The following is an 18985-nucleotide window of genomic DNA, read 5'->3' on the forward strand; positions in this document are numbered from 1 at the left end:
CTTGGTAGCGAAATGTTGACTCTACGAGAGAAGCTTGTGATTGTGTGGCAAATTTGCCATCGTCTCACCGCAATTGACAGTCATTTACGACGACACGGGACGTTGTCGACAGGACGGGGATAGCCTTGCCGGATCCGAATGCACACCAAACGCCTTGCGGCGTAAGGAAACACGGGCTTATCAAGTCGCTTGTGAAAGGCATTGTGTCCTGTGCAGCAGTGGCATGCCTCGCCATGCCGCTGCTTACGATTTCGGCAGGTCATGCGGCTGCGGAAACCCGCAGCCTGAAGCTTTATTTCACGCATACCAAGGAACGCGCCGAGATCGTCTTCAAGCGGAACGGCAAGTTCGATCCGCGCGGCCTGCAGAAGATCAATCAGGTCCTGCGCGACTGGCGTCGTAACGAACCGACCAAGATGGATCCGCGCCTGCTCGATCTCGTCTGGGAAGTCTATCGCCGTGCCGGTGCGAGGGATTACATCCACGTGGTCTCGGCCTACCGTTCTCCTGCCACCAACGGAATGCTGCGCTCGCGCAGCAAGGGCGTCGCCAAGACCAGCCAGCACATGCTCGGCAAGGCCATGGATTTCTACATTCCCGGCGTGAAGATCTCGACACTCCGTGGCATTGCGATGCAGCTGCAGGTCGGTGGCGTCGGTTATTACCCGACCTCCGGCTCTCCTTTCGTGCATCTGGACGTCGGCGGGGTTCGTGCATGGCCGCGGATGAACCGCCAGGAACTTGTCCGGCTGTTCCCGAACGGAAATACAGTTCACCTGCCGGCTGACGGCAAGCCGCTCCCCGGCTACGATCAGGCGCTGGCCTCCTACAAGAAGCGACTGGCTTCAGGCACGCAGATCGAGATTGCCAGCGCCTCCGGCAACTCCGGTCGCAAGCGCCCGAACCTGTTTGCCGTGCTATTCGGCGGCGGCGATGAGGACGAAGATGCAGAAGCCATTGCGGCCCCGACCGAGCGCCCGTCGCCCGTTCCTCCGGCTGCCCGCGCACCCGAGCCTGTCATGGTGGCTGCCGCGCAGCCCGATGCACAGCCGGACGCCTTGCCTGGCGTAGAAGTCTTGGCGCCGGTTCCGCTGTCGCGTCCAGCTTTCCGAGAGGATAGCGGCCCGGGCGGTTTGGCCACAGCACTCTATTCACCGGCGCGCAACACCGCGCAGGAAGCATTGCAGGCCGCACTCCCACCTGAGCCCCGGCCCGTATCGACCCCGGAAGGGGATGGGTTCGCAGATCTGCAGCAATACGCCATCCCGGTTCCGACCCTGCTTGGTCAACGCGGCCTGAAGGGCGATGCGGACGCGGGTGTCATGACGGCATCTGCCGATGGCGCGCTGCCTGCGGAAGCACTTGTATCCATTCCGCTGCCGGCTGCCCGGCCGTCGGGGGCGGAGGCACTGCTGGCATCCACCAATGCCGATCCGGAAAGCGAAGCGGACCTCGACGAACAACAGGCTCTTACGCCTTCGGTCATTGCTGCACTTGCAGAGAGCGGCGCCTATGCCCGTTCCAGCATGGTGCCGCCTGCCGCTCCGGCTGCGCCGAATAAGCCGGTGGAAGTTGCCGCCCTCCCGAAGCAGGCCGACAAGCCGCCGATCGAAGATATGCGCTTCGGAGACGGCTTCGATGCTCCGCAGCAGGTTGCCGTTCCCATGAAGGGCGGCCGCGCGGCGAAATCGGCCACTGCGGTGGCGGCGCCAGCCCTGACCGGCGATCTGTTGACCAAGTGGGCTGTCAGCAACAACCGGGCCTCAGAGGCTGTTTCGGCGAAAGCGCCGCGCGTCATGGCCTGGACGCTCAGCAGGGATTATTCGGCTGCCTATACGGCGGGTAATTTCAAGCCGGTGTCGAAGACCGCTTCCATCGATCCGACCCGGTTCAGCACAAATCTGCCTCTGAAACGCTAACGCCGTTCCAGAGCCTCTAATGACTTTCACGTCGACGACCGCCCGGTCGTCGACGTGTTCCGTTGTCGGGGCTATTCCGTTTCCGGTTTTACCAGGAGGGCCTTCAGCCGGGCCACGTCGGACGGCTCGACGTCCGGCGGATCGGTCAGTGCCACCCAGCTGTCGGTGTAATCGTCCGCGGCGTAGACATGGCCGAAGCCGAGCGGTGACTCGGTGGCGGTCATCATGTCGAACAGCAGCTGAAGCATGGTGACCACAGGCAGCCAGCGGAACTCCGGCGATACATCGGGCCCGCGCGGTTTCTGCATCCAGGCGGGTTCACGGAATGCGGCGTTCGCATCGAAGAACACGACCGGGTCGCTCGCATATTGCAGGTAGATGATCCTGAGCGGCCCCCAGGGCGCCTCCGCTTCGCCGAGGTGGTTGTCCTGGTTGGTGAAACGGACCGCGGAGCCATCCCGGAAGCGGGGAAGCCATGCGGGCGAACCTTCATTGCGCTGCTCGGTGATGGAGCGCCATCTGGTGCTTCTGAACGGAGGCCCCGTCCACAGGGCACCCTGGAAGGGATCGCCGACCATGTCGTAGATATCCGCGGAGGCCTCGGAATTGAGAGCGCCGAGGCTCAGTCCATAGAGATAGAGCGCCGGCCGTGTCTCCTTCGGCAGGGTTTGCCAATGGCCATAGACAGCCATGAAAAGTGCCCTTGCGGTGTCGCGGCCGTTGTCCGGTTCGACAAGAAGCGAAAGCCAGCTTGTCAGGTATGAGTACTGGACTGCGACGCTCGCCACATCGCCACGGTGGAGGTATTCCAGCGAATCCATGGCTTCCGGATCGACCCATCCAGTTCCTGTCGGCGTGATAATGACCAGCGCGCTCCGCTCGAAGCCGCCCTGACGCTGCAGTTCCCGCAGTGCCAGCTGTGCCCGGCTCTCCGGCGTGTCGGCATTGTTCAATCCCGCATAAACCCGGATCGGCTCTTCCGCCGGGGCGTTCCAGAACTTGCTGATATCGTCGGCCATCGGACCGGTGGTCACGAAGTGGCGTCCCTGGCGGCCAAGGCCCTCCCAGGAAACGAGAGAGGAGGGGCTGCCCGTGACAAGTCCGGGCGCTTCCGGCTCGTCCACCAGTGCGTCGAGCTGTTTGAAGGATGCGTCGGCCGCGTCGAGCGCCATTCGTACCATCACTCCCTGTCCGAGAGACCAGAAGAGCGTGCAGGCGACGAGGATACCGAGGATGATCGACACGCGCTGCGGGACGTACCGGGCAAGAAACCGCGACGACTTTATGCAAACCCAGTAGAAGAAACGCCCAAGCAGGAGTGCCACCAGGAAAGTGACTGCCGCGATGGCCGCAAGACGATAGGGATCGGCCGAATCGAGCGGTTCCATTTTCCAGAGCGTGCGGATCGAGTTCTGCCATTCCGTGGCGTTCCAAAGGGATGCAATGGTCACCAGCAGGCCGATGCACAGGATCGCAGCCTCGACCCATGCCGCGTGTCGTCGCAGTAATGCGGGCAGTTCGAGAAACCGCCAGAGTGCCGCAATGCCGATGCCGAGCAGATAGCCGGCTGCCGCACACACACCGGAAAGCAGCCCCTGCACGAGATATGACCGGGGCATCAGGCTGGGCGTCAGCGAGGCCGCGAAGAAGACAATCGCGAGAACCGTGCCGACAATGGACAGTGAACGTAGGAATCGGTGAACGAACGAAACAGTCATTTCAGGCTTCCCGCTTTGTTTGCGGCGTCGCTGTGGGCTACGCCGATACCCCCCCTCAAGCCATGGCAGCCATCGTGCCGCAGACGCGCAACCTGGACGGGCGCCCCTGCGATCATGACCGCAGCCACAACAAGCGTAGCATAGATTTTCGGCGGAATGTCTACGGGAACATTGCGATGACGCAGCGCCATCCGAGCACCGGATCGACTTGCCTGTGACAATGGCCCGGTTGTGGATTCTGGCGCCCGCCATATCTGAATTGCTTTACCAATCGGCGCTAGTGTTCTCCCCCGACTGGAGCAGCATTACCGACACTCCTGGATCATACTTTTTGCGAGAACAAAAATGAGCAGCATCGCGGACAGCGCCAACATCTTTCAACTGGCCCCGATCGCCATGTGGGTCGAAGACTTCAGTGATGTTCAAACCCTGTTTTCGCAATGGCGCGCCGAGGGCGTGGAGGATATCCGCGCCTACCTCATGGAAGATCTCACGCGCGTCGCAGCATGCTCTCAGAAAATCCGCGTACTCGATGTCAACCGTCGGACCCTCGATCTGTTCGGGGCAAGCGATCTCGATCATCTCGTCGACAATCTGTCGAAGATCTTCAGAGACGACATGCTCGAAAGTCATATCAACGAACTGACCGAACTGTGGCACGGCAGAACGGAATTCTACAGCAACACCGTGAACTACACTCTCCACGGCCGACGACTGGACATCCAGCTGCGGGGAACCGTTCTGCCCGGCTACGAGCGGTCTCTGGAGCGTGTTCTTCTGACGACCGAAGATGTCACGGCGCGTGAGGACGCGAGACGTCAGGAGCAGGCGAACCGGCAATATGCGCAAGCAATGTTCGACCACTCGCCGGTTTCGCTCTGGATGCAGGATTTCAGCGCGATCAAGAAGCTGATTGACGAAGCGCGTGAACGCGGCATCGAGGATTTCCGCGTGTTCATGGACGTGCATCCGGAGTTCGTCCAGCAGTGCATGAGCGAGATACGCGTCATCGACGTCAACCACGCGACGCTCGATCTTTTTGGAGCACCTGATCGGAATACGCTGCTGCGGCGGTTGGGGGACGTCTTCCGGGACGGGATGGAGAAACAGTTCCGCGAACAGCTCGTGGACCTCTGGCATGGCAATCTGTTCCATCAGCGCGAGGTTCTGAACTACGCCCTGGATGGCTCCGAGCGCCACCTGCTGCTGCAGTTCTCGGTCTTTCCCGGCTACGAGCATGACTGGTCGCTGGTCCAGGTCGCCCTTGCCGACATCACGGCACGCAAGAAGGCCGAGGCCTATCTGGAATATCTCGGCAAGCACGACGTCCTGACACGTCTCCACAACCGGGCTTTCTTCATCGAAGAACTGAACCGGCTGGAGCGCAAGTCGCTGCGGCCTGTGTCCGCCATCATCATCGACCTCAATGGCCTGAAGGAAGCGAACGACCAGCTGGGTCATGATGCGGGCGACGCACTGCTGCGGCGCATAGGCGAAGTGCTGAACGGGGTGATCTCCCCGCCAAACTGTGCTGCCCGCCTTGGTGGGGATGAATTTGTGCTTCTGATGCCCGGCGCCGACCAGCAGGCGGTTGCGACAATGATCAAGACCATCAACGAGCTTCTGAAGATCAACAACCAGTTCTATTCGACCGCGCCGCTCAGCGTTTCAGTCGGGGTTGCTACCAGTGAAGAAGGTGAGCTGATGGAGACGCTGATCAAGCGGGCGGATCTGGCGATGTACGAGCAGAAGAGAGCCCACTACGCAAAGATGGACGGGACCGCGAGCCCTGCCGAGGCCGCTATCGATCCCGCCGAGCCCTCGGAGCCAGGCTCAAAGCCTGCCAAGCAGGCCATATAGAACGGCGTAGCGCGTTCCGGGCGCATCGTTGCCGTCAGGCTGAAGCGACGAGCCAGGAATCAGAAACCCCGGCGTTCACCGGGGTTTGAGATCAGTTCAGGCCCGCCATCACAGAGCGGGTTCATCGTTTGCCGATGAGGCCCCCGATCAGGCCGCGTCGGCCTCGGCTGCGCTTTCAATCATGCCGAGCGCCTGCAGGTAGGTGTCGAGGATCAGGTCCTCTTCCATGCGCTCCTGGTCGTCCTTCTTGCGAAGGGCAATGACCTTTTTCATGATTTTGGTGTCGTAGCCCATGGCCTTGGCCTCGCCGTAGACATCCTTGATGTCGTCGGCGATGGTCTTCTTTTCTTCTTCCAGTCTCTCGATGCGCTCGATAAAGGCGCGGAGTTGGTCGCGGGCGACGCCATGAGCATCAGACATCGGGGCCTCCTTAAGTAGATCGACAAATTTGCGGGTGGTGTCACCTGCCGCGAAGTGCAGGCGAGGTCAAGCCGAATCGACGGCGGTCTCAGTGGTCAACAGGCTTGTTTATTTCGAATGCGGCTTTTTGATCGCCCGTCGCTTCGTTCTGATGGAGATTTTTCCACTCCTCGTAGGGCATGCCGTAGACGATCTCGCGCGACTGGTCCTTGCTCATGTCCACGCCCGCCGCAACGGCTGCGTCGCGATACCAGTTGGAAAGGCAGTTGCGACAGAAGCCGGCAAGGTTCATCAGGTCGATATTCTGGACATCCGTCCGTTGCCGCAGGTGCGCCACGAGGCGGCGGAAGGCGGCCGCTTCGAACTCCAATTTCTGCTGTTCGGTCAGATCACTCATCTCGATGTCCTCCAGTTCGCGGCCTACGTCGCATATGCCCCGGTGCGGGACGGAAATACCTTGTATTCATGCAGAGCGGGATCTTCGTTCAGGCGGGAGAATATCGGCGCCAGTCGGTCTCTCCAGGCCGCGATCCCCGCCTCGTCGGCAATCAGGTCCTGCCGCACCTCGAGAAGCGCATGCGGGGTGCCCGACGTCATACAGTGGCGATACATGGTATCGCCCCGCAGCGCTCCGTCATATGGTTCGTTGTCTCCGACCAACAGGCTTTCATCCTGCCGCAGCAGGTCCAGAAGCGGCGTCACCGCGCGATGATCCGTGTCCCACAGCACGGCAGCGTGCCAAGGGCGGACAACGTTTTTCCAAGCGGGTGTGAATGAGTGCAAGGACAGGACAAGCGGAGCGCGGCCAGAGGCGCCGGCCTTCGCCAGCGTACGCTCGACCGCCCGGTGATAAGGGCGATGATAGGCATTCAGCCGCCGCTCCCACTCCTCGTCGCTGATCGGATAGTTGCCGCCGATGATCGCGCCATCCGAGATTTTCATGATCAGGGTCGGATCGTCCTCACCCCGGTTGGGATCGATGAGAAGGCGCGAGAAGCAGCCAAGGACGGCCGGTATGCCGAGCCGACCGGCAAGATGCCGTGTCAGGCCTTCGATGCCGATATCGAAGGCGATGTGCCGATGGAACGCGCTTTCGGGCAGCCCGAGGCTGCCATATTCAGGAGGTAGCCGGTTCATCGCATGGTCGGCCAGCAGCACCATTCCAGCGTCGTAATCGCCTTCTAGGATTTCGAACGGGGCAAAGCCTGTCATGACGGAAACGTGATCCTGTTGCGCTGGACGTGGGCTCGGGTTGATCGCATGCAGTGGTTACAGGTGCAAGCTCGGTGTCATTTTTGCCGGTACCACGCCGGTATAATCGATTAGAGTTGCGTTGACTTTCCACCTTTGCCGAGCGAGAAAGTGCTTCGCGAATAACCATGGGGTCCCATCGGAAGCCGTGTCGAAATCATCCCGTTTTTCAGTCGTCCGCCCGCTGCACGTCATGCCGGCGTTGGCATTCGTTGCCTCTCTCTGTGTTCCGCTGTTTGCCGCAGGGGCCGCGCATGCGGATTTCCGTGTGTGTAACGGCACGCAGAACCTGGTCGGAGTGGCCATTGGCTACCGGGCGCAAGAAGGGTGGATGACCGAGGGTTGGTGGCAAGTGCCTGCCTCCACCTGCGCCACACTCATCGAGGGTGAGCTGCAGTCCCGTTACTACTACCTCTACGCTGAGGACGCCGCGCGCGGTGGTCGCTGGACCGGTGAGGTGAACATGTGCGTTGCCGAAAACGAGTTCAAGATCGCCGGCGTCGAGGACTGCTTTGCCCGTGGTCATCAGCGTATGGGCTTCAAGGAATACGATACGGGGCGGCAGGGAAGCTGGATGGTGCAGCTTTCTGACGCTCCGAACACGCAGGAAGGCCAGAATCAATGAAGCGCAACCGCAAAGTGAAGATCCTTGCAACGCTGGGACCAGCGTCTTCGGAAGAAGACGTAATCCAGAAGTTGCATGAGGCGGGTGCCGATCTTTTCCGCATCAACATGAGCCACGCAAGCCACGACATGATGCGTACGCTGATCCAGCGCATCCGCGCCGTTGAAAAGCGCTGCGGTCGGCCAATCGGCATTCTTGCCGACCTGCAGGGGCCAAAGCTCCGCGTCGGCAAGTTTGCGGAAACGAAAGTAACGCTGAAGCCGGGCGACACCTTCACTCTGGACAACCGCGACGAGCCCGGCGACGCAACGCGCGTCTACCTGCCGCATCCTGAAATCCTCGAGGCGGTGAAGCCCGGTCACCGGCTGCTCATCGACGATGGCAAGCTGGCGCTGAGGGCCGAGAAAGCAGACGGCAAGAGCATCGTCTGCACGGTCGTTGCCGGCACCAGCATTTCCGATCGCAAGGGCGTCAGCCTGCCGGACACGCTGCTTGCCGTCGGCGCATTGACGGAAAAGGACCGCGTGGATCTCGATGCCGTGCTGGCAACCGACGATGTCGACTGGGTGGCCTTGTCCTTTGTGCAGCGCCCGGAAGACCTTGCCGAAGTACGCAAGATCTCGCGCGGCCGCGTCGGCATCATGTCGAAGATCGAAAAGCCGCAGGCGCTTGAGCGCATCGACGAGATCATCGAACTCTCCGACGCCCTGATGGTTGCCCGCGGCGACCTCGGCGTCGAAATGCCGATCGAAACCGTTCCGGGCATCCAGAAGCAGCTGACGCGCGCTTGCCGTCGCGCCGGCAAGCCGGTCGTCGTCGCCACGCAGATGCTGGAATCGATGATCACCGCGCCGGTCCCGACCCGCGCCGAAGTCTCGGACGTGTCGATCGCCGTGTTTGAAGGCGCCGACGCGGTCATGCTTTCCGCCGAATCGGCCTCCGGCCAGTATCCGGTCGAGGCCGTGTCGATGATGGCTTCCATCGCCAGCACGGTCGAGCAGGATCCGCTCTATCCGAGCATCATCTACGCCCAGCGCGCCACGCCGGACGCGACCGGTGCCGATGCAATCTCGCTCGCCGCTCGCCAGATCGCCGAAACGTTGAAACTGGCCGCCATCGTCACCTACACCTCGTCGGGGACCACCGGCTTGCGTGCGTCGCGCGAGCGGCCGCAGGTGCCGATCCTGGCGCTCTCACCCAGTGTCAAGACGGCCCGCCGGCTGTCGGTCTGCTGGGGCCTTCATTGCGTCGTGACGCATGACGCCGTGGACCTGGACGACATGGTGAACCGCGCCTGTCGGATCGTCGTGTCGGAAGATTTCGGCAAGCCCGGTGACCGCATCATCATCTCGGCCGGTGTTCCGCTGGGTACGCCGGGAGCGACCAACATGCTGCGCATCGCCTATATCGGTGCCGATGGCCTGAGCGGCGTCTAACCGCCCATAAACGTGAACCTTGCTGACGGCGTCCAATGCGCCGTCAGTGATGCGCGAGGCGCGCCTCCGCAGTGCGGGCGACCTCTTCAAGGTCGCGGTCGTAGCCGGCGATCTTTTCCAGCGCCGCCACAGCGACGTCGGTGACAACATAGTCTGGCTTGTGGCCAAGATTGTTGATCCAGACGAGCTCGGAACTTTCGATATCCCGTTTCAATCCCACCGAGTGGATTTCCTCCGCGACGATGGCGTCCCGGTTGCCGGTGATGATCACGGTCGGCGTCCGGATCGATCGGTAGAGGGGTGCGACGCGCTTTACATATTCATTGAGATTGGCAACATCGATCGCATTGTTGCGGAAAGCCCTCGGTCGCAAGACAAGGGCGGGTGCGCCTTCGTTGGCGTATTTTTCCGGTCGTGGATTGGGATGGAAAACGGAGTGCGTAGCCGTATCGAGCCGGGAGAGGCCGGCGGGTACGGCGATGAGGCGGCTGAACAGCCAGCCGACATAGGGAGCCTTTGCGAGGTCATAGTACCAGTCTACCCCGCCGGGCCAGGGGTGGGTCGCTGGCGCAAGAAACAATAGACCCGCCGTCTTGTCCGGGTGGTTCAGGGCGAAGCTGGCTGCGATGGCGCCGCCGAACGAATGCCCGACGACGATGGCCCGCCCGATGTTTCGATGCTCCATCAACCGCGCGATTGCCGCCGCCTGACCGTCCGGCCAGCCATTCTCTTCGCCGCCCCGTTCGGAATAGCCATGACCGGGGCGGTCGAGGAAGAGAAGGTCGGCGCGGCCCTGCAGAGCCTTGCGGAATGCCGTCTCCTGGTCGCGAAGGTTGCCGCTTGCTCCATGGATGAAGACGATTGGCGGGAGATCGGCATTCGGCCCGGCGGGTACATAAAGGGAGTTCATCCGGAAGCCGCCGATATCGATCAGCTCGCCGTGATTGGGGAAGGCGTTCTCAATGGCGCGGGCCTTCCAGGCGGAGAACCCGAAGGCTGCCGCAAGCAGACCGGCAATGACGATCGGAAGGGCGGCCATGATGGGGAGGGCAATCAGGTGCGGCTGCCGGCCAGTTTCTCGGAAAGCTTGGTGGCCGCCTCCTGAGCGTCGCGGTCGGCAGGATAGAGGGCCAAGTAGCGCTCCCACGCCTTCAGGGCCAGTTCATCCTGTCCAGCCTCGGTAAGAATGCCCGCCATTCCCGACAGTGCGCCGAAATGGCGTGGGTCGCGGATCAGTACCTGGTTGATATCGGCCATCGACTTGCGCTGGTCGCCCATGGCGTAGTGCAACCCGGCCCGGCGGTTCCATGCCTCCGCATAGTCCGGCTTCAGCACGGTCACCTGATCAAGGAAATCCAGGGCCGCAGCGTTTCGCTTCTCGCCTATGGCCGTCGTTGCCCATTGCATGAGGAGATTGGCGGTGGCGCTGCCGGAATCGTCCCATTCGGCCATGATCTGGCTGGCGATGCCGCGTGCCTTCTCCGGGTTCCGCTCGCGCTTCAGCGCATGGAACAGCGGCTCCAGCGGGTCTGTCTCCTCGAGAGGAGTGGCCGTCTGGATAGGTGCGGCTACGGGAGGTTCCGGCGCTTGTGCAAAAGCTGGGGAACCGGCAAACGAAGCCGCGAGAATCAGAATGGTGAAACGAAAATGGCGCATGCGGATTATGTAATCCGCATGCGCCGAAGGTCAAACCCGATAATTACGCCTGCTCGACAATGTGAACGGCAACGGCCTGGGCCGTAGCCAGACAATGTCGATCAGCCCTGGCGGGCCTTGAAGCGCGGGTTCTGCTTGTTGATGATGTAAACGCGACCCTTGCGGCGAACCAGACGGTTGTCGCGGTGGCGGGCCTTCAACGCTTTCAGCGAATTCTTGATCTTCATTGTTTTCGTCCGCAAGTTTTACGAGCGATAGGCCCGCTTGTCTCTACAATCAAAAGCGCGCCGCTTTTTCCCGAGAAGAAGGGCGCGCTCTTAGGTTGGCGTGCAGATAACCCGAGCCTTGGCCCGTGTCAACCATTTCACGCTCCTAGTTCGGTTACATGCCCCATTTTCCGGCCGGGACGGGCTTCTGTTTTGCCATAGAGGTGGACAAGCACGTTCGGCTTTTCCAGCCACTGCGGCACGTCCAGGACGTCGTCGCCGATCAGGTTGGTCATGACGCAGTCCGAATGGCGCTGCGGATTACCGAGCGCAAGGCCGCCGACGGCGCGCATATGCTGCTCGAACTGGGAGATCACGCAGCCAGCCTCCGTCCAGTGGCCGGTATTGTGGACGCGTGGCGCGATTTCGTTGGCAATCAGTGCACCGTCCGGCATTACGAAGAACTCGATGCCGATGACGCCGACATAGTTCAGGGCTTCCAGCAATTTGCGGCCCGCCTCGCGTGCGGCGGCGCTGGTCGATTCGGCGATGCGGGCCGGCACGGTGGACGTGTGCAGGATGCCGTTCCTGTGGACATTCTCCGCCGGATCGTAACAGAGCACTCTGCCGTCACTGCCGCGCGCGGCGATGATCGAGATCTCACGTTCGAAGGGCACGAAGCTCTCGAGAATCAGTGGAACTCCGCCAAGCGCATCGAAGGCGCCGGCGGGGTCATCCTGTTTCGACCGAAAGACCCGCTGGCCCTTGCCGTCATAACCCAGCCGGCATGTCTTCAGAACGCCGCGACCATCGAAGTCGGCCAGTGCCTTCTCCAGGTCTTCCTGGCTGTCGACCACACGGAAATCGGCGGTTTCGATGCCGCAGGCGTTGAGGAATCGCTTTTCCGCCAGTCGGTCCTGGGCGACTTCGAGCGCCTTCGGTGGCGGGAAGACCGGCACGGTGCTCTGCAATCTCTGCGCCGCCGTCACGGGCACGTTTTCGAACTCGTATGTGACGACCTGGCAGGCACGGGCAAGTGCGTCCAGCGCTTCGGGATCGTCATAGGGGGCTACGATCTGTTCGCTGGCGACCTGTGCGGCCGGGCAATCGGATTGCGGCTCGAGAATGATGGTGCGGAAATTCAGGCGGGCGGCGGCCATGGCCAGCATGCGGCCGAGTTGTCCGCCGCCGATGATGCCGATCGTGGTTACCGTCATCAGCCTTCGTCCATCGGATATTCTGCAACGGAGGCGCTCTGCTCGGCGCGCCATTCGTCGAGGCGGTCGGCGAGGTCCTCATCGCCGAGCGCGAGCACGGCTGCAGCAAGCAGGGCCGCGTTGACAGCGCCGGCCTTGCCGATGGCGAGTGTGCCGACGGGAATGCCGGCCGGCATCTGGACGATGGAGAGGAGGCTGTCCTGGCCAGACAGAGCCCTGGACTGGACCGGAACGCCGAAAACGGGCAGCGGGGTCATGGAGGCGGTCATGCCGGGAAGATGCGCAGCGCCGCCGGCGCCGGCAATGATGACCTTGAAGCCCTCGTCGCGTGCGCCCTTGGCAAAGCTCACGAGCCGGTCGGGCGTGCGGTGCGCGGATATGATTCTCGCCTCATAATCGACGTCCAGCGCGTCGAGCGTATCGGCGGCATTCTTCATGGTCTCCCAGTCGGACTGGCTTCCCATGATGATGGCGACTTCAGGTCTCTCGGAGGACATTCGGCCCATCTCCTCAGGCGATGATGTCAGGAAGGATCTGGTCTTCCAACTGGGTTATCTTGTCCTTGATGGCCAGCTTCTTTTTCTTCATGCGCTGGATGCGAAGTGCCTCGCAGCCGACGTTGGTCATGGCGTTGATCGCTGCATCGTAGTCCTCGTGCTCCTGACGAAGTCTCGCAAGTGCCAGCCGAACGTCCGCCTCGTCCTGGTCCGCCATGATCACTGTCCCCATTCCAATAAAGTCTGCCGATCCTCGGCAAGGTGCGCAAGCTCCTACCATCAAAAGGCATTGACTGGAAGTTACGCCGGGACACGTTTTTGCCGCAGTGAGACCATGATTTGACCTTCGACAAACGTCTTGGATCGTGTCACAATTCCTTTGTAAACCTGAAGCTCACGGCTAAAGGATGGCCTGAGCAGGTTGCCTAAGGAGGACATGCCGCAATGACCATTCAGGCTCATATTGCATCGCTTGAGAAGAAGCACGGCGCTCTCGAAGAAGAATTACAGAGCGTTCTCGCCTCTCCCTCTACCGACGATCGCAAGATCGCCGACATCAAGCGCCGCAAGCTGCGTCTCAAGGACGAGCTGCAACGTCTGAAGGCGTCGACACGCCACTAAAGGCTAAGGAGAAGTCCCGCCGCGGCCCATAAGGAACCTCAAAGGGCGTCACAAGCGGCAATCTGACAATCCACCCAAGCAGAGTCTGGTCGTGTCCTGAAGGTTCACGACCAGAACTGGTCCAGCCAAAGGTTCATCCTGTTGAAGCCCCTGGTGTTGACGGAATAGATCCTGTGCGTGCCCGACACGCTTACCGTCACGAGATTGCAATCCAGCAGAGCCTTGAGATGTTGCGAAACGGCCGGCCGGCTGATCGGCAGGCCCTGCGCAAGCTCGTTTACGGTTTTCGGAGCGCGACGAAGCTCCTCCAGCAGGTGCCGCCGGTTCGGATCAGCGATCGCAGCGAAGGGATCGGTGTTCGTCATGGCGGTGAGATTAAGTCAACGATGGCCGGCTGGCAATCCGATTTGTGCGTCGCAGCAATGTTGGCCGCACCAGATCAGACGAGAGAATCCCATAGCAGCTTCAATCCCGTGACGAGTGCGAGCCCGTATGTCAGCGGATAAAACACGTCTGTCTTCAAGCGGCGTATGATCCATGCGCCCATCATGGTCGCGACCAGCGCCACGGGAAACAGCGTGGCCGAGGCTACCAGGTTCTCCGTGTCGAGCGCCCCTAGGGCAAAATATGGAATCACCTTGGTCGCGTTGACCAGTGCGAAGAAGCGGACGCTCGCCCCGGTATAGGCCTTGGGATCGAGTTTCATGGGCAGAACGTAGATCTGGAAAGGCGGCCCGCCGGCATGGGCGACGAAGCTGGCATAGCCGGAAAGCATGCCCCAGAATGTGGCGGGTCCGGTGCGGTGCGGCAACGGCGACTGGTTGCCGGCCGCGTGCGGCCCATAGACCTGATAGAAGTAGCGCAAGGCGAAAAGCACCGTCGAAACGGCAATGACGAACTTCAGGGCATCGGGCGAAACATAAGCGGATGTCGCCCAGCCGAGGGCGATGCCCACGATGCCGCCCGGAAGGATCATCAGCAGCGTGCGCCGGTCGTTGTAGTTCCGCCACGCCCAGAGCGCGACGATGTCCATGACGATCAGGATAGGCAGGAATATTGCCGCCGCCCGCAAGGGATCGACGACCAGCGCCATCAATGGCACGCCCATGAGGGCAAAAGCGCCCCCGAAACCGCCTTTCGAAAGGCCGACGAGGAGGACCGCGGGGACTGCCGCAGCGAAAAAGGCAAAGTCGAGATTCATGGTGGGCAGTTGATCCAACTATCGGTCCGGTCTATCGAACGGGGGGAGAAGGCGAGAACCTTACTCGTCTCACAATTTCGCTGAACAGGAAACAGCATGACCATTGTCGACAACCGCTGCCGCCTCGTTTTGATCCTGCCGCAGGAGGATGATGCGCAGACGCTCGTGCAGAAGCTCGAAGCGGCGCTCGCCGGGGGCGATGTCGCGACGGTTATCGTGCCGCAATACGGGCTTAACGACCAACAATTCCAGTCGCTTGCCGAGGAGGTCATGCCGATCATCCAGAATGCCGGCGCTGCCGCCATCGTGGCAGGCGACAGCCGCATAGCGGGCCGCGCCAAGGCGGACGGGCTTCATATGGTGGGCGCTCGTGCCGACCTGCAGGAGGCGATCGAAAAGTTCACGCCGAAGATGATCGTCGGTGCGGGCGGTATCGCAGAGCGACATACCGCACTGGAAGTCGGGGAACTGCAGCCGGATTACATCTTCTTCGGCAAGCTCGACGGCGACATCAAGCCGGAACCGCATCCGAAGAACCTGGCGCTCGGCGAATGGTGGGCCTCCATGGTGGAGATTCCCTGCATCGTCATGGGTGGCAACGACGTGTCGTCGGTCGCTGCCGTTGCGGAAAGCGGTGCGGAATTCGTAGCGCTGCGGGGCGCTGTTTTCGAGCATCCCGATGGACCGGGTGCCGCCGTCTCGACTGCCAACCAGATATTGGACGAAAAAGCGCCACGGTTTGGCGCTTGATGGGCTTCATGCGGTCGAATCTTGCTTTCCCCCTGTTCGGCAGATTGATGCTGGCTACTGCGCTCGCCGGCGGGCTTTCGCCCGCGGTAGGCCAGCAGTCGCAACGGATGATGACGCGGCCGGCCGAGGCGGATGCCCAGCCGATGAAGAAGGACCGCGTCGGAGACGCCGATGGCGAAACCGGCGAGCAGCAGAACCGCATCGTTCCCTCCGGTGGCGTCGATCTTTATGAGCGGATGGGTGCTACCCTTCCGCCTGTTCCGCCTGAAAAGCCCTATGACGGCCCGGTGGATGAAGCCTTCGGGGCCTATCAGCGCGGCCTCTATGTCACGGCCCTGGCGCAGGCATTGCCGCGCGCCGAAAAGGGCGACGCGGCTGCCCAGACGCTCGTTGCCGAGATGATGACGAAGGGCCTCGGCATCAAGCGCGATCCCAAGGCCGCCGCCTTCTGGTATGGTCAGGCCGCGGAGCGCGGCGATCCGCCGGCGATGTTCCAGTATGCCCTTTTGCTGATGGCCGGTCGCAATGTCGAGCGCGACAAGGCCAAGGCCGACGAATACATGCGCAAGGCCGCGGAAGCGGGCAATTCCTCCGCGCAGTTCAACTGGGCGCAAATCCTCGTATCGGACAATCCGGGCGACAAGGGACTGAAGCTGGCTCTGCCTTTTTACGAAAAGGCCGCAGGGCAGGGGCTTGCCGATGCGCAATATGCGGTCGCGCAGCTCTACGTGGCCATGAACGACCTGCCACAGGAAAAGAGAACGCGCGCGCGCGCGTGGTTGCATCGCGCCGCGCAAGCCGGCTTCGACACGGCCCAACTCGACATGGGGCTCTGGCTGGTGAACGGCGTCGGCGGTGAGCGCGACTACGACGAAGGCTTCAGCTGGGTTCGGATCGCCGCCATGCGCGGCAACGTCGTCGCGCAGAACAAGCTGGCGCATCTCTACGTCAACGCACTCGGTACACGACCGGACCCGATTGAAGCTGCGAAGTGGTACGTCCTTTCGCGTCGCGCGGGCCTGCAGGACGTGCAGCTTGAGGACTTCTTCCTCGGTATCAACGAGGAAACGCAGAAGAAGGCCATCGAAGCCGCCAACAGGTTCAGGCGAAGCTGATCAGGCTGCCATAAGCGCGTGGTGGACGATGAGGCCATGACCGAGCGCAAGTATCGCGAGCACGAACATCCACAGGACCGCGTGAAGCCTTGGTGAGGCCGAAGCCTTGGGATCAAGGCGCGGAGTGAGGGCGAAGACCAGGGTCGCGAAGACGGCCGCCGCCGGGATGATCGACAGCGCGAGGGGAGCCGATGCGTAACGGGTCGGGGTGCCTTCGAGCGTGAAATGGATCGGCAGATCGACATTCACCCCCGCAACGAGCCACGAGACTAGCGATGCGGCGATCATGGCGGTCAGCAGGACAAGGCTTATCGTCAGCGGCAGGGTGATTTTCATTTTGACTTGGGCGCCTCTGGTGAGGTTGATTACCGGTACGTTTTGCAGAACGGAATGGAGCCTTGCAAGGGCTGCCTCTGGTGACTGACTTGAATTTCGCGCGGTTTTGTGGTCTTGAACCGGCCGATCACTACATTGCTCATAGAATGCGTCCCGCTGCAGACTGAATGCGGGGCAAGATCCCGCAGTTCAAGGACCCTCCCGCATGGCACGTTCCGCCCTTCTCAACGTCATGGTTCAGGCTGCCCTCAAGGCCGGCAAGTCTCTCTCCCGCGATTTCGGCGAGGTGCAGAACCTGCAGGTTTCCGTGAAGGGACCGAGCGACTTCGTCTCGCAGGCCGACCTGAAGGCGGAGAAAATCGTCCGTGACGAACTTCTGAAGGCGCGCCCGACCTATGGTTTCATGGGAGAGGAAAGCGAAGAGATCCAGGGTACCGATGGTGCTCATCGCTGGATCGTCGATCCCCTCGACGGCACCACCAACTTCCTGCACGGCATTCCGCAGTTCGCCGTCTCGATCGCGCTGGAACGGAACGGAGAAATCGTCGCCGGCGTGATCTTCAACCCGGCAACCGATGAACTGTTCACCTCGGAAAAGGGAGGCGGCGCCTTCCTCAACGATCGCCGCCTGCGCGTCGCCGCGCGCCGCGTCCTGTCGGACTGCGTCATCGGCTGTGGTGCTCCCCATCTCGGCCGCGGCAATCACGGCAAGTTCCTCGTGGAGCTCCGGCATGTGATGGGTGAAGTCGCCGGTATCCGTCGTTTCGGCGCGGCGTCGCTCGATCTCGCCTATGTGGCGGCGGGCAGGCTCGATGGCTTCTGGGAGACTGAACTGTCCGCCTGGGACATGGCGGCCGGCTTGATCCTCATTCGCGAGGCAGGCGGTTTTGCCAGCGACATGAAGGGCACGACGGACATCTTCGGAAGCGGCAGCGTCATTGCCGGCAACGAACACATCCACAAGGCGCTGCTCGATGTTGCCAACCGGCCGGTCCCAACCCGCTAATAGGCGCAGACATACTGTGCACTCCTTGGCTGCACACGCTTACGCACTTCAATTCGTCGCATTTTTCCTCTAGCCTCCGGCAAAAGTTACCGGAGGCCGAGTCAAGACATGATGGATGCGAGAGTGGACGATCTGGACGAGTCGGAAACGGGTCGCGGCGGTTACAGCCACAAGCTCTCCAATCCTACCCACTTCCTGTGGACGATGATCATCTTCCTGATCCTGGTGGGCTTCGTCGCGGCGATCCTCTACCGTCAGGCGCACTCGGCCTTCATGGCGAACCCGGGGCTCAACGGCTTCATCCTCGGCGTTCTGATCATCGGCATCGTGCTGGTATTCAATCAGGTCGTCAGCCTGATGCCGGAGGTGCGCTGGTTCAATGCGTCCCGCGCGGCCGGCAGTGCCGACAAGGTCGGGAGAGCTCCCCGACTTCTGGCGCCGATGCGAGCCGTCGTCGGCCGACGCCAGGCGATGGCTCTCTCTCCCTCGTCGCAGCGCTCGATCCTCGATTCGATCGGCACACGTCTCGACGAATCGCGGGAAATCTCGCGCTACCTCATCGGGCTTCTCGTATTTCTTGGCCTTCTCGGCACCTTCTGGGGCCTGATCGAGACCATCGGGTCGATCAGCGGCGTCATCCAGTCGCTCGATCCCGGCAGCGGCGACGCAAACGATGTGCTCGCGACCGTCAAGAGCGGGTTGACCGCGCCGCTTTCCGGCATGGGAACGGCGTTCTCGTCCTCGCTCCTCGGTCTCTCCGGCTCGCTTATCCTCGGTTTCCTGGACATCCAGGCTGGCCGTGCGCAGAACCGCTTCCACATGGAACTGGAAAACTGGCTGTCGTCGGTTACGGATATGGATTCGGATCTCTCCCCGAAGGCACCGGCCATGGGATCGTCGGAGGATATGCGGGCCCTGACCGAGCAATTGCGCAAGCTTGCGGCATTGCAGGCCAAGGCGCAGGACGGTTCGCCGAACGATAAATCCCTGTCCGCCATGGCCAATCTGGCCGAAGGCATTCAGGGTCTCGTCAAGAACATGCGCAACGAGCAGCAGATGCTGCGGGACTGGATCGAGGCGCAGCAGGAGGAGGCCAAGGTTCTCCGGCGAACGCTCGATCGCCTTTCCGAGAAGATCGGGAGCAAGTAACC

Annotated in this window: 21 protein-coding genes and 1 pseudogene; 9 read left to right on the top strand and 13 right to left on the bottom strand. The window is 61.7% G+C overall.

Annotated elements, in window-relative coordinates:
- Positions 1-233 precede the first annotated feature (233 nt).
- On the top strand, positions 234-1919 hold the full coding sequence (locus tag LH464_RS15425) for a DUF882 domain-containing protein (protein WP_226787288.1): 1686 nt from the start codon (positions 234-236) through the stop codon (positions 1917-1919).
- 71 nt (positions 1920-1990) lie between these two features.
- Here LH464_RS15425 and LH464_RS15430 read toward each other — a convergent pair whose 3' ends face one another.
- Positions 1991-3637, bottom strand: coding sequence for an alpha/beta hydrolase (locus LH464_RS15430; RefSeq protein WP_226787289.1), 1647 nt, complete (start codon positions 3635-3637; stop codon positions 1991-1993).
- A gap of 345 nt (positions 3638-3982) precedes the next feature.
- Here LH464_RS15430 and LH464_RS15435 point away from each other — a divergent pair, with 345 nt between their 5' ends.
- Positions 3983-5497 (top strand): sensor domain-containing diguanylate cyclase, encoded by a 1515-nt coding sequence (locus LH464_RS15435; RefSeq protein WP_226787290.1) that lies wholly within the window; start codon positions 3983-3985, stop codon positions 5495-5497.
- 147 nt (positions 5498-5644) lie between these two features.
- Here LH464_RS15435 and LH464_RS15440 read toward each other — a convergent pair whose 3' ends face one another.
- From LH464_RS15440 to LH464_RS15450, 3 genes are all read right to left on the bottom strand, one after another.
- On the bottom strand, positions 5645-5917 hold the full coding sequence (locus LH464_RS15440) for a DUF2312 domain-containing protein (protein WP_226787291.1): 273 nt from the start codon (positions 5915-5917) through the stop codon (positions 5645-5647).
- A gap of 88 nt (positions 5918-6005) precedes the next feature.
- Positions 6006-6314 carry a DUF1244 domain-containing protein gene (locus LH464_RS15445; RefSeq protein ID WP_226787292.1) on the bottom strand — a complete coding sequence of 103 codons (309 nt, stop codon included), beginning with the start codon at positions 6312-6314 and terminating at the stop codon, positions 6006-6008.
- 23 nt (positions 6315-6337) lie between these two features.
- Entirely contained in the window at positions 6338-7129 is a 792-nt protein-coding gene (locus LH464_RS15450; protein WP_226787293.1) for an N-formylglutamate amidohydrolase, read from the bottom strand.
- A gap of 268 nt (positions 7130-7397) precedes the next feature.
- On the opposite strand from LH464_RS15450, the pseudogene LH464_RS15455 reads away from it, so the two are divergent.
- Together LH464_RS15455 and pyk are read left to right on the top strand one after the other, a co-directional pair.
- Positions 7398-7793: pseudogene (locus LH464_RS15455) on the top strand (DUF1036 domain-containing protein); the annotation flags it as partial.
- Positions 7790-9229: a pyruvate kinase gene (gene pyk, locus LH464_RS15460; RefSeq protein WP_226787294.1), complete on the top strand. Its 1440-nt coding sequence runs from the start codon at positions 7790-7792 to the stop codon at positions 9227-9229. The pseudogene LH464_RS15455 and the gene pyk, both read left to right, overlap by 4 nt.
- Positions 9230-9272: 43 nt before the next feature.
- Here pyk and LH464_RS15465 read toward each other — a convergent pair whose 3' ends face one another.
- The 6 genes from LH464_RS15465 to LH464_RS15490 all read right to left on the bottom strand — a co-directional run bounded on the left by LH464_RS15465 (position 9273) and on the right by LH464_RS15490 (position 13022).
- Complete coding sequence (locus tag LH464_RS15465) at positions 9273-10268, bottom strand: alpha/beta fold hydrolase (protein WP_226787295.1); 996 nt, start codon at positions 10266-10268, stop codon at positions 9273-9275.
- A 14-nt stretch (positions 10269-10282) separates the two neighbouring features.
- Positions 10283-10885 carry a hypothetical protein gene (locus LH464_RS15470; RefSeq protein WP_226787296.1) on the bottom strand — a complete coding sequence of 201 codons (603 nt, stop codon included), beginning with the start codon at positions 10883-10885 and terminating at the stop codon, positions 10283-10285.
- Positions 10886-10986: 101 nt separating this feature from the next.
- Positions 10987-11112, bottom strand: coding sequence for a type B 50S ribosomal protein L36 (ykgO, locus tag LH464_RS15475; RefSeq protein ID WP_003497670.1), 126 nt, complete (start codon positions 11110-11112; stop codon positions 10987-10989).
- A 137-nt stretch (positions 11113-11249) separates the two neighbouring features.
- Entirely contained in the window at positions 11250-12308 is a 1059-nt protein-coding gene (locus LH464_RS15480; protein WP_226787297.1) for a 5-(carboxyamino)imidazole ribonucleotide synthase, read from the bottom strand.
- Entirely contained in the window at positions 12308-12805 is a 498-nt protein-coding gene (gene purE, locus LH464_RS15485) for a 5-(carboxyamino)imidazole ribonucleotide mutase (protein ID WP_226787298.1), read from the bottom strand. Before purE ends, LH464_RS15480 begins: the two co-directional genes overlap by 1 nt.
- A 13-nt stretch (positions 12806-12818) precedes the next feature.
- The gene (locus tag LH464_RS15490; protein WP_226787299.1) at positions 12819-13022 is read right to left on the bottom strand and encodes a YdcH family protein; all 204 of its coding nucleotides are present in this window, start codon (positions 13020-13022) and stop codon (positions 12819-12821) included.
- Between the two features lie 227 nt (positions 13023-13249).
- Here LH464_RS15490 and LH464_RS15495 point away from each other — a divergent pair, with 227 nt between their 5' ends.
- Positions 13250-13426 carry a YdcH family protein gene (locus LH464_RS15495; protein ID WP_226787300.1) on the top strand — a complete coding sequence of 59 codons (177 nt, stop codon included), beginning with the start codon at positions 13250-13252 and terminating at the stop codon, positions 13424-13426.
- Positions 13427-13530: 104 nt separating this feature from the next.
- Here LH464_RS15495 and LH464_RS15500 read toward each other — a convergent pair whose 3' ends face one another.
- Entirely contained in the window at positions 13531-13791 is a 261-nt protein-coding gene (locus tag LH464_RS15500; protein WP_226787301.1) for an ArsR/SmtB family transcription factor, read from the bottom strand.
- Between the two features lie 74 nt (positions 13792-13865).
- On the bottom strand, positions 13866-14627 hold the full coding sequence (locus tag LH464_RS15505) for a sulfite exporter TauE/SafE family protein (protein WP_226787302.1): 762 nt from the start codon (positions 14625-14627) through the stop codon (positions 13866-13868).
- A gap of 96 nt (positions 14628-14723) precedes the next feature.
- Here LH464_RS15505 and LH464_RS15510 point away from each other — a divergent pair, with 96 nt between their 5' ends.
- On the top strand, positions 14724-15377 hold the full coding sequence (locus LH464_RS15510; protein ID WP_226787303.1) for a thiamine phosphate synthase: 654 nt from the start codon (positions 14724-14726) through the stop codon (positions 15375-15377).
- Positions 15377-16492, top strand: coding sequence for a tetratricopeptide repeat protein (locus LH464_RS15515; RefSeq protein WP_390624991.1), 1116 nt, complete (start codon positions 15377-15379; stop codon positions 16490-16492). The genes LH464_RS15510 and LH464_RS15515 overlap by 1 nt, the downstream gene beginning before the upstream one ends.
- Here LH464_RS15515 and LH464_RS15520 read toward each other — a convergent pair whose 3' ends face one another.
- On the bottom strand, positions 16493-16828 hold the full coding sequence (locus LH464_RS15520) for a hypothetical protein (protein ID WP_226787304.1): 336 nt from the start codon (positions 16826-16828) through the stop codon (positions 16493-16495).
- A gap of 205 nt (positions 16829-17033) precedes the next feature.
- Between LH464_RS15520 and LH464_RS15525 the strand changes: the two genes are divergently transcribed.
- Both LH464_RS15525 and LH464_RS15530 read left to right on the top strand, forming a co-directional pair.
- Positions 17034-17834: an inositol monophosphatase family protein gene (locus LH464_RS15525; protein ID WP_226787305.1), complete on the top strand. Its 801-nt coding sequence runs from the start codon at positions 17034-17036 to the stop codon at positions 17832-17834.
- Positions 17835-17942: 108 nt separating this feature from the next.
- Positions 17943-18983 (top strand): flagellar motor protein MotA, encoded by a 1041-nt coding sequence (locus tag LH464_RS15530; protein WP_226787306.1) that lies wholly within the window; start codon positions 17943-17945, stop codon positions 18981-18983.
- The last annotated feature ends 2 nt before the right edge of the window (positions 18984-18985 follow it).

The sequence above is a fragment of the Pseudorhizobium xiangyangii genome (assembly GCF_020531965.1).
GTDB lineage: Bacteria > Pseudomonadota > Alphaproteobacteria > Rhizobiales > Rhizobiaceae > Neorhizobium > Neorhizobium xiangyangii.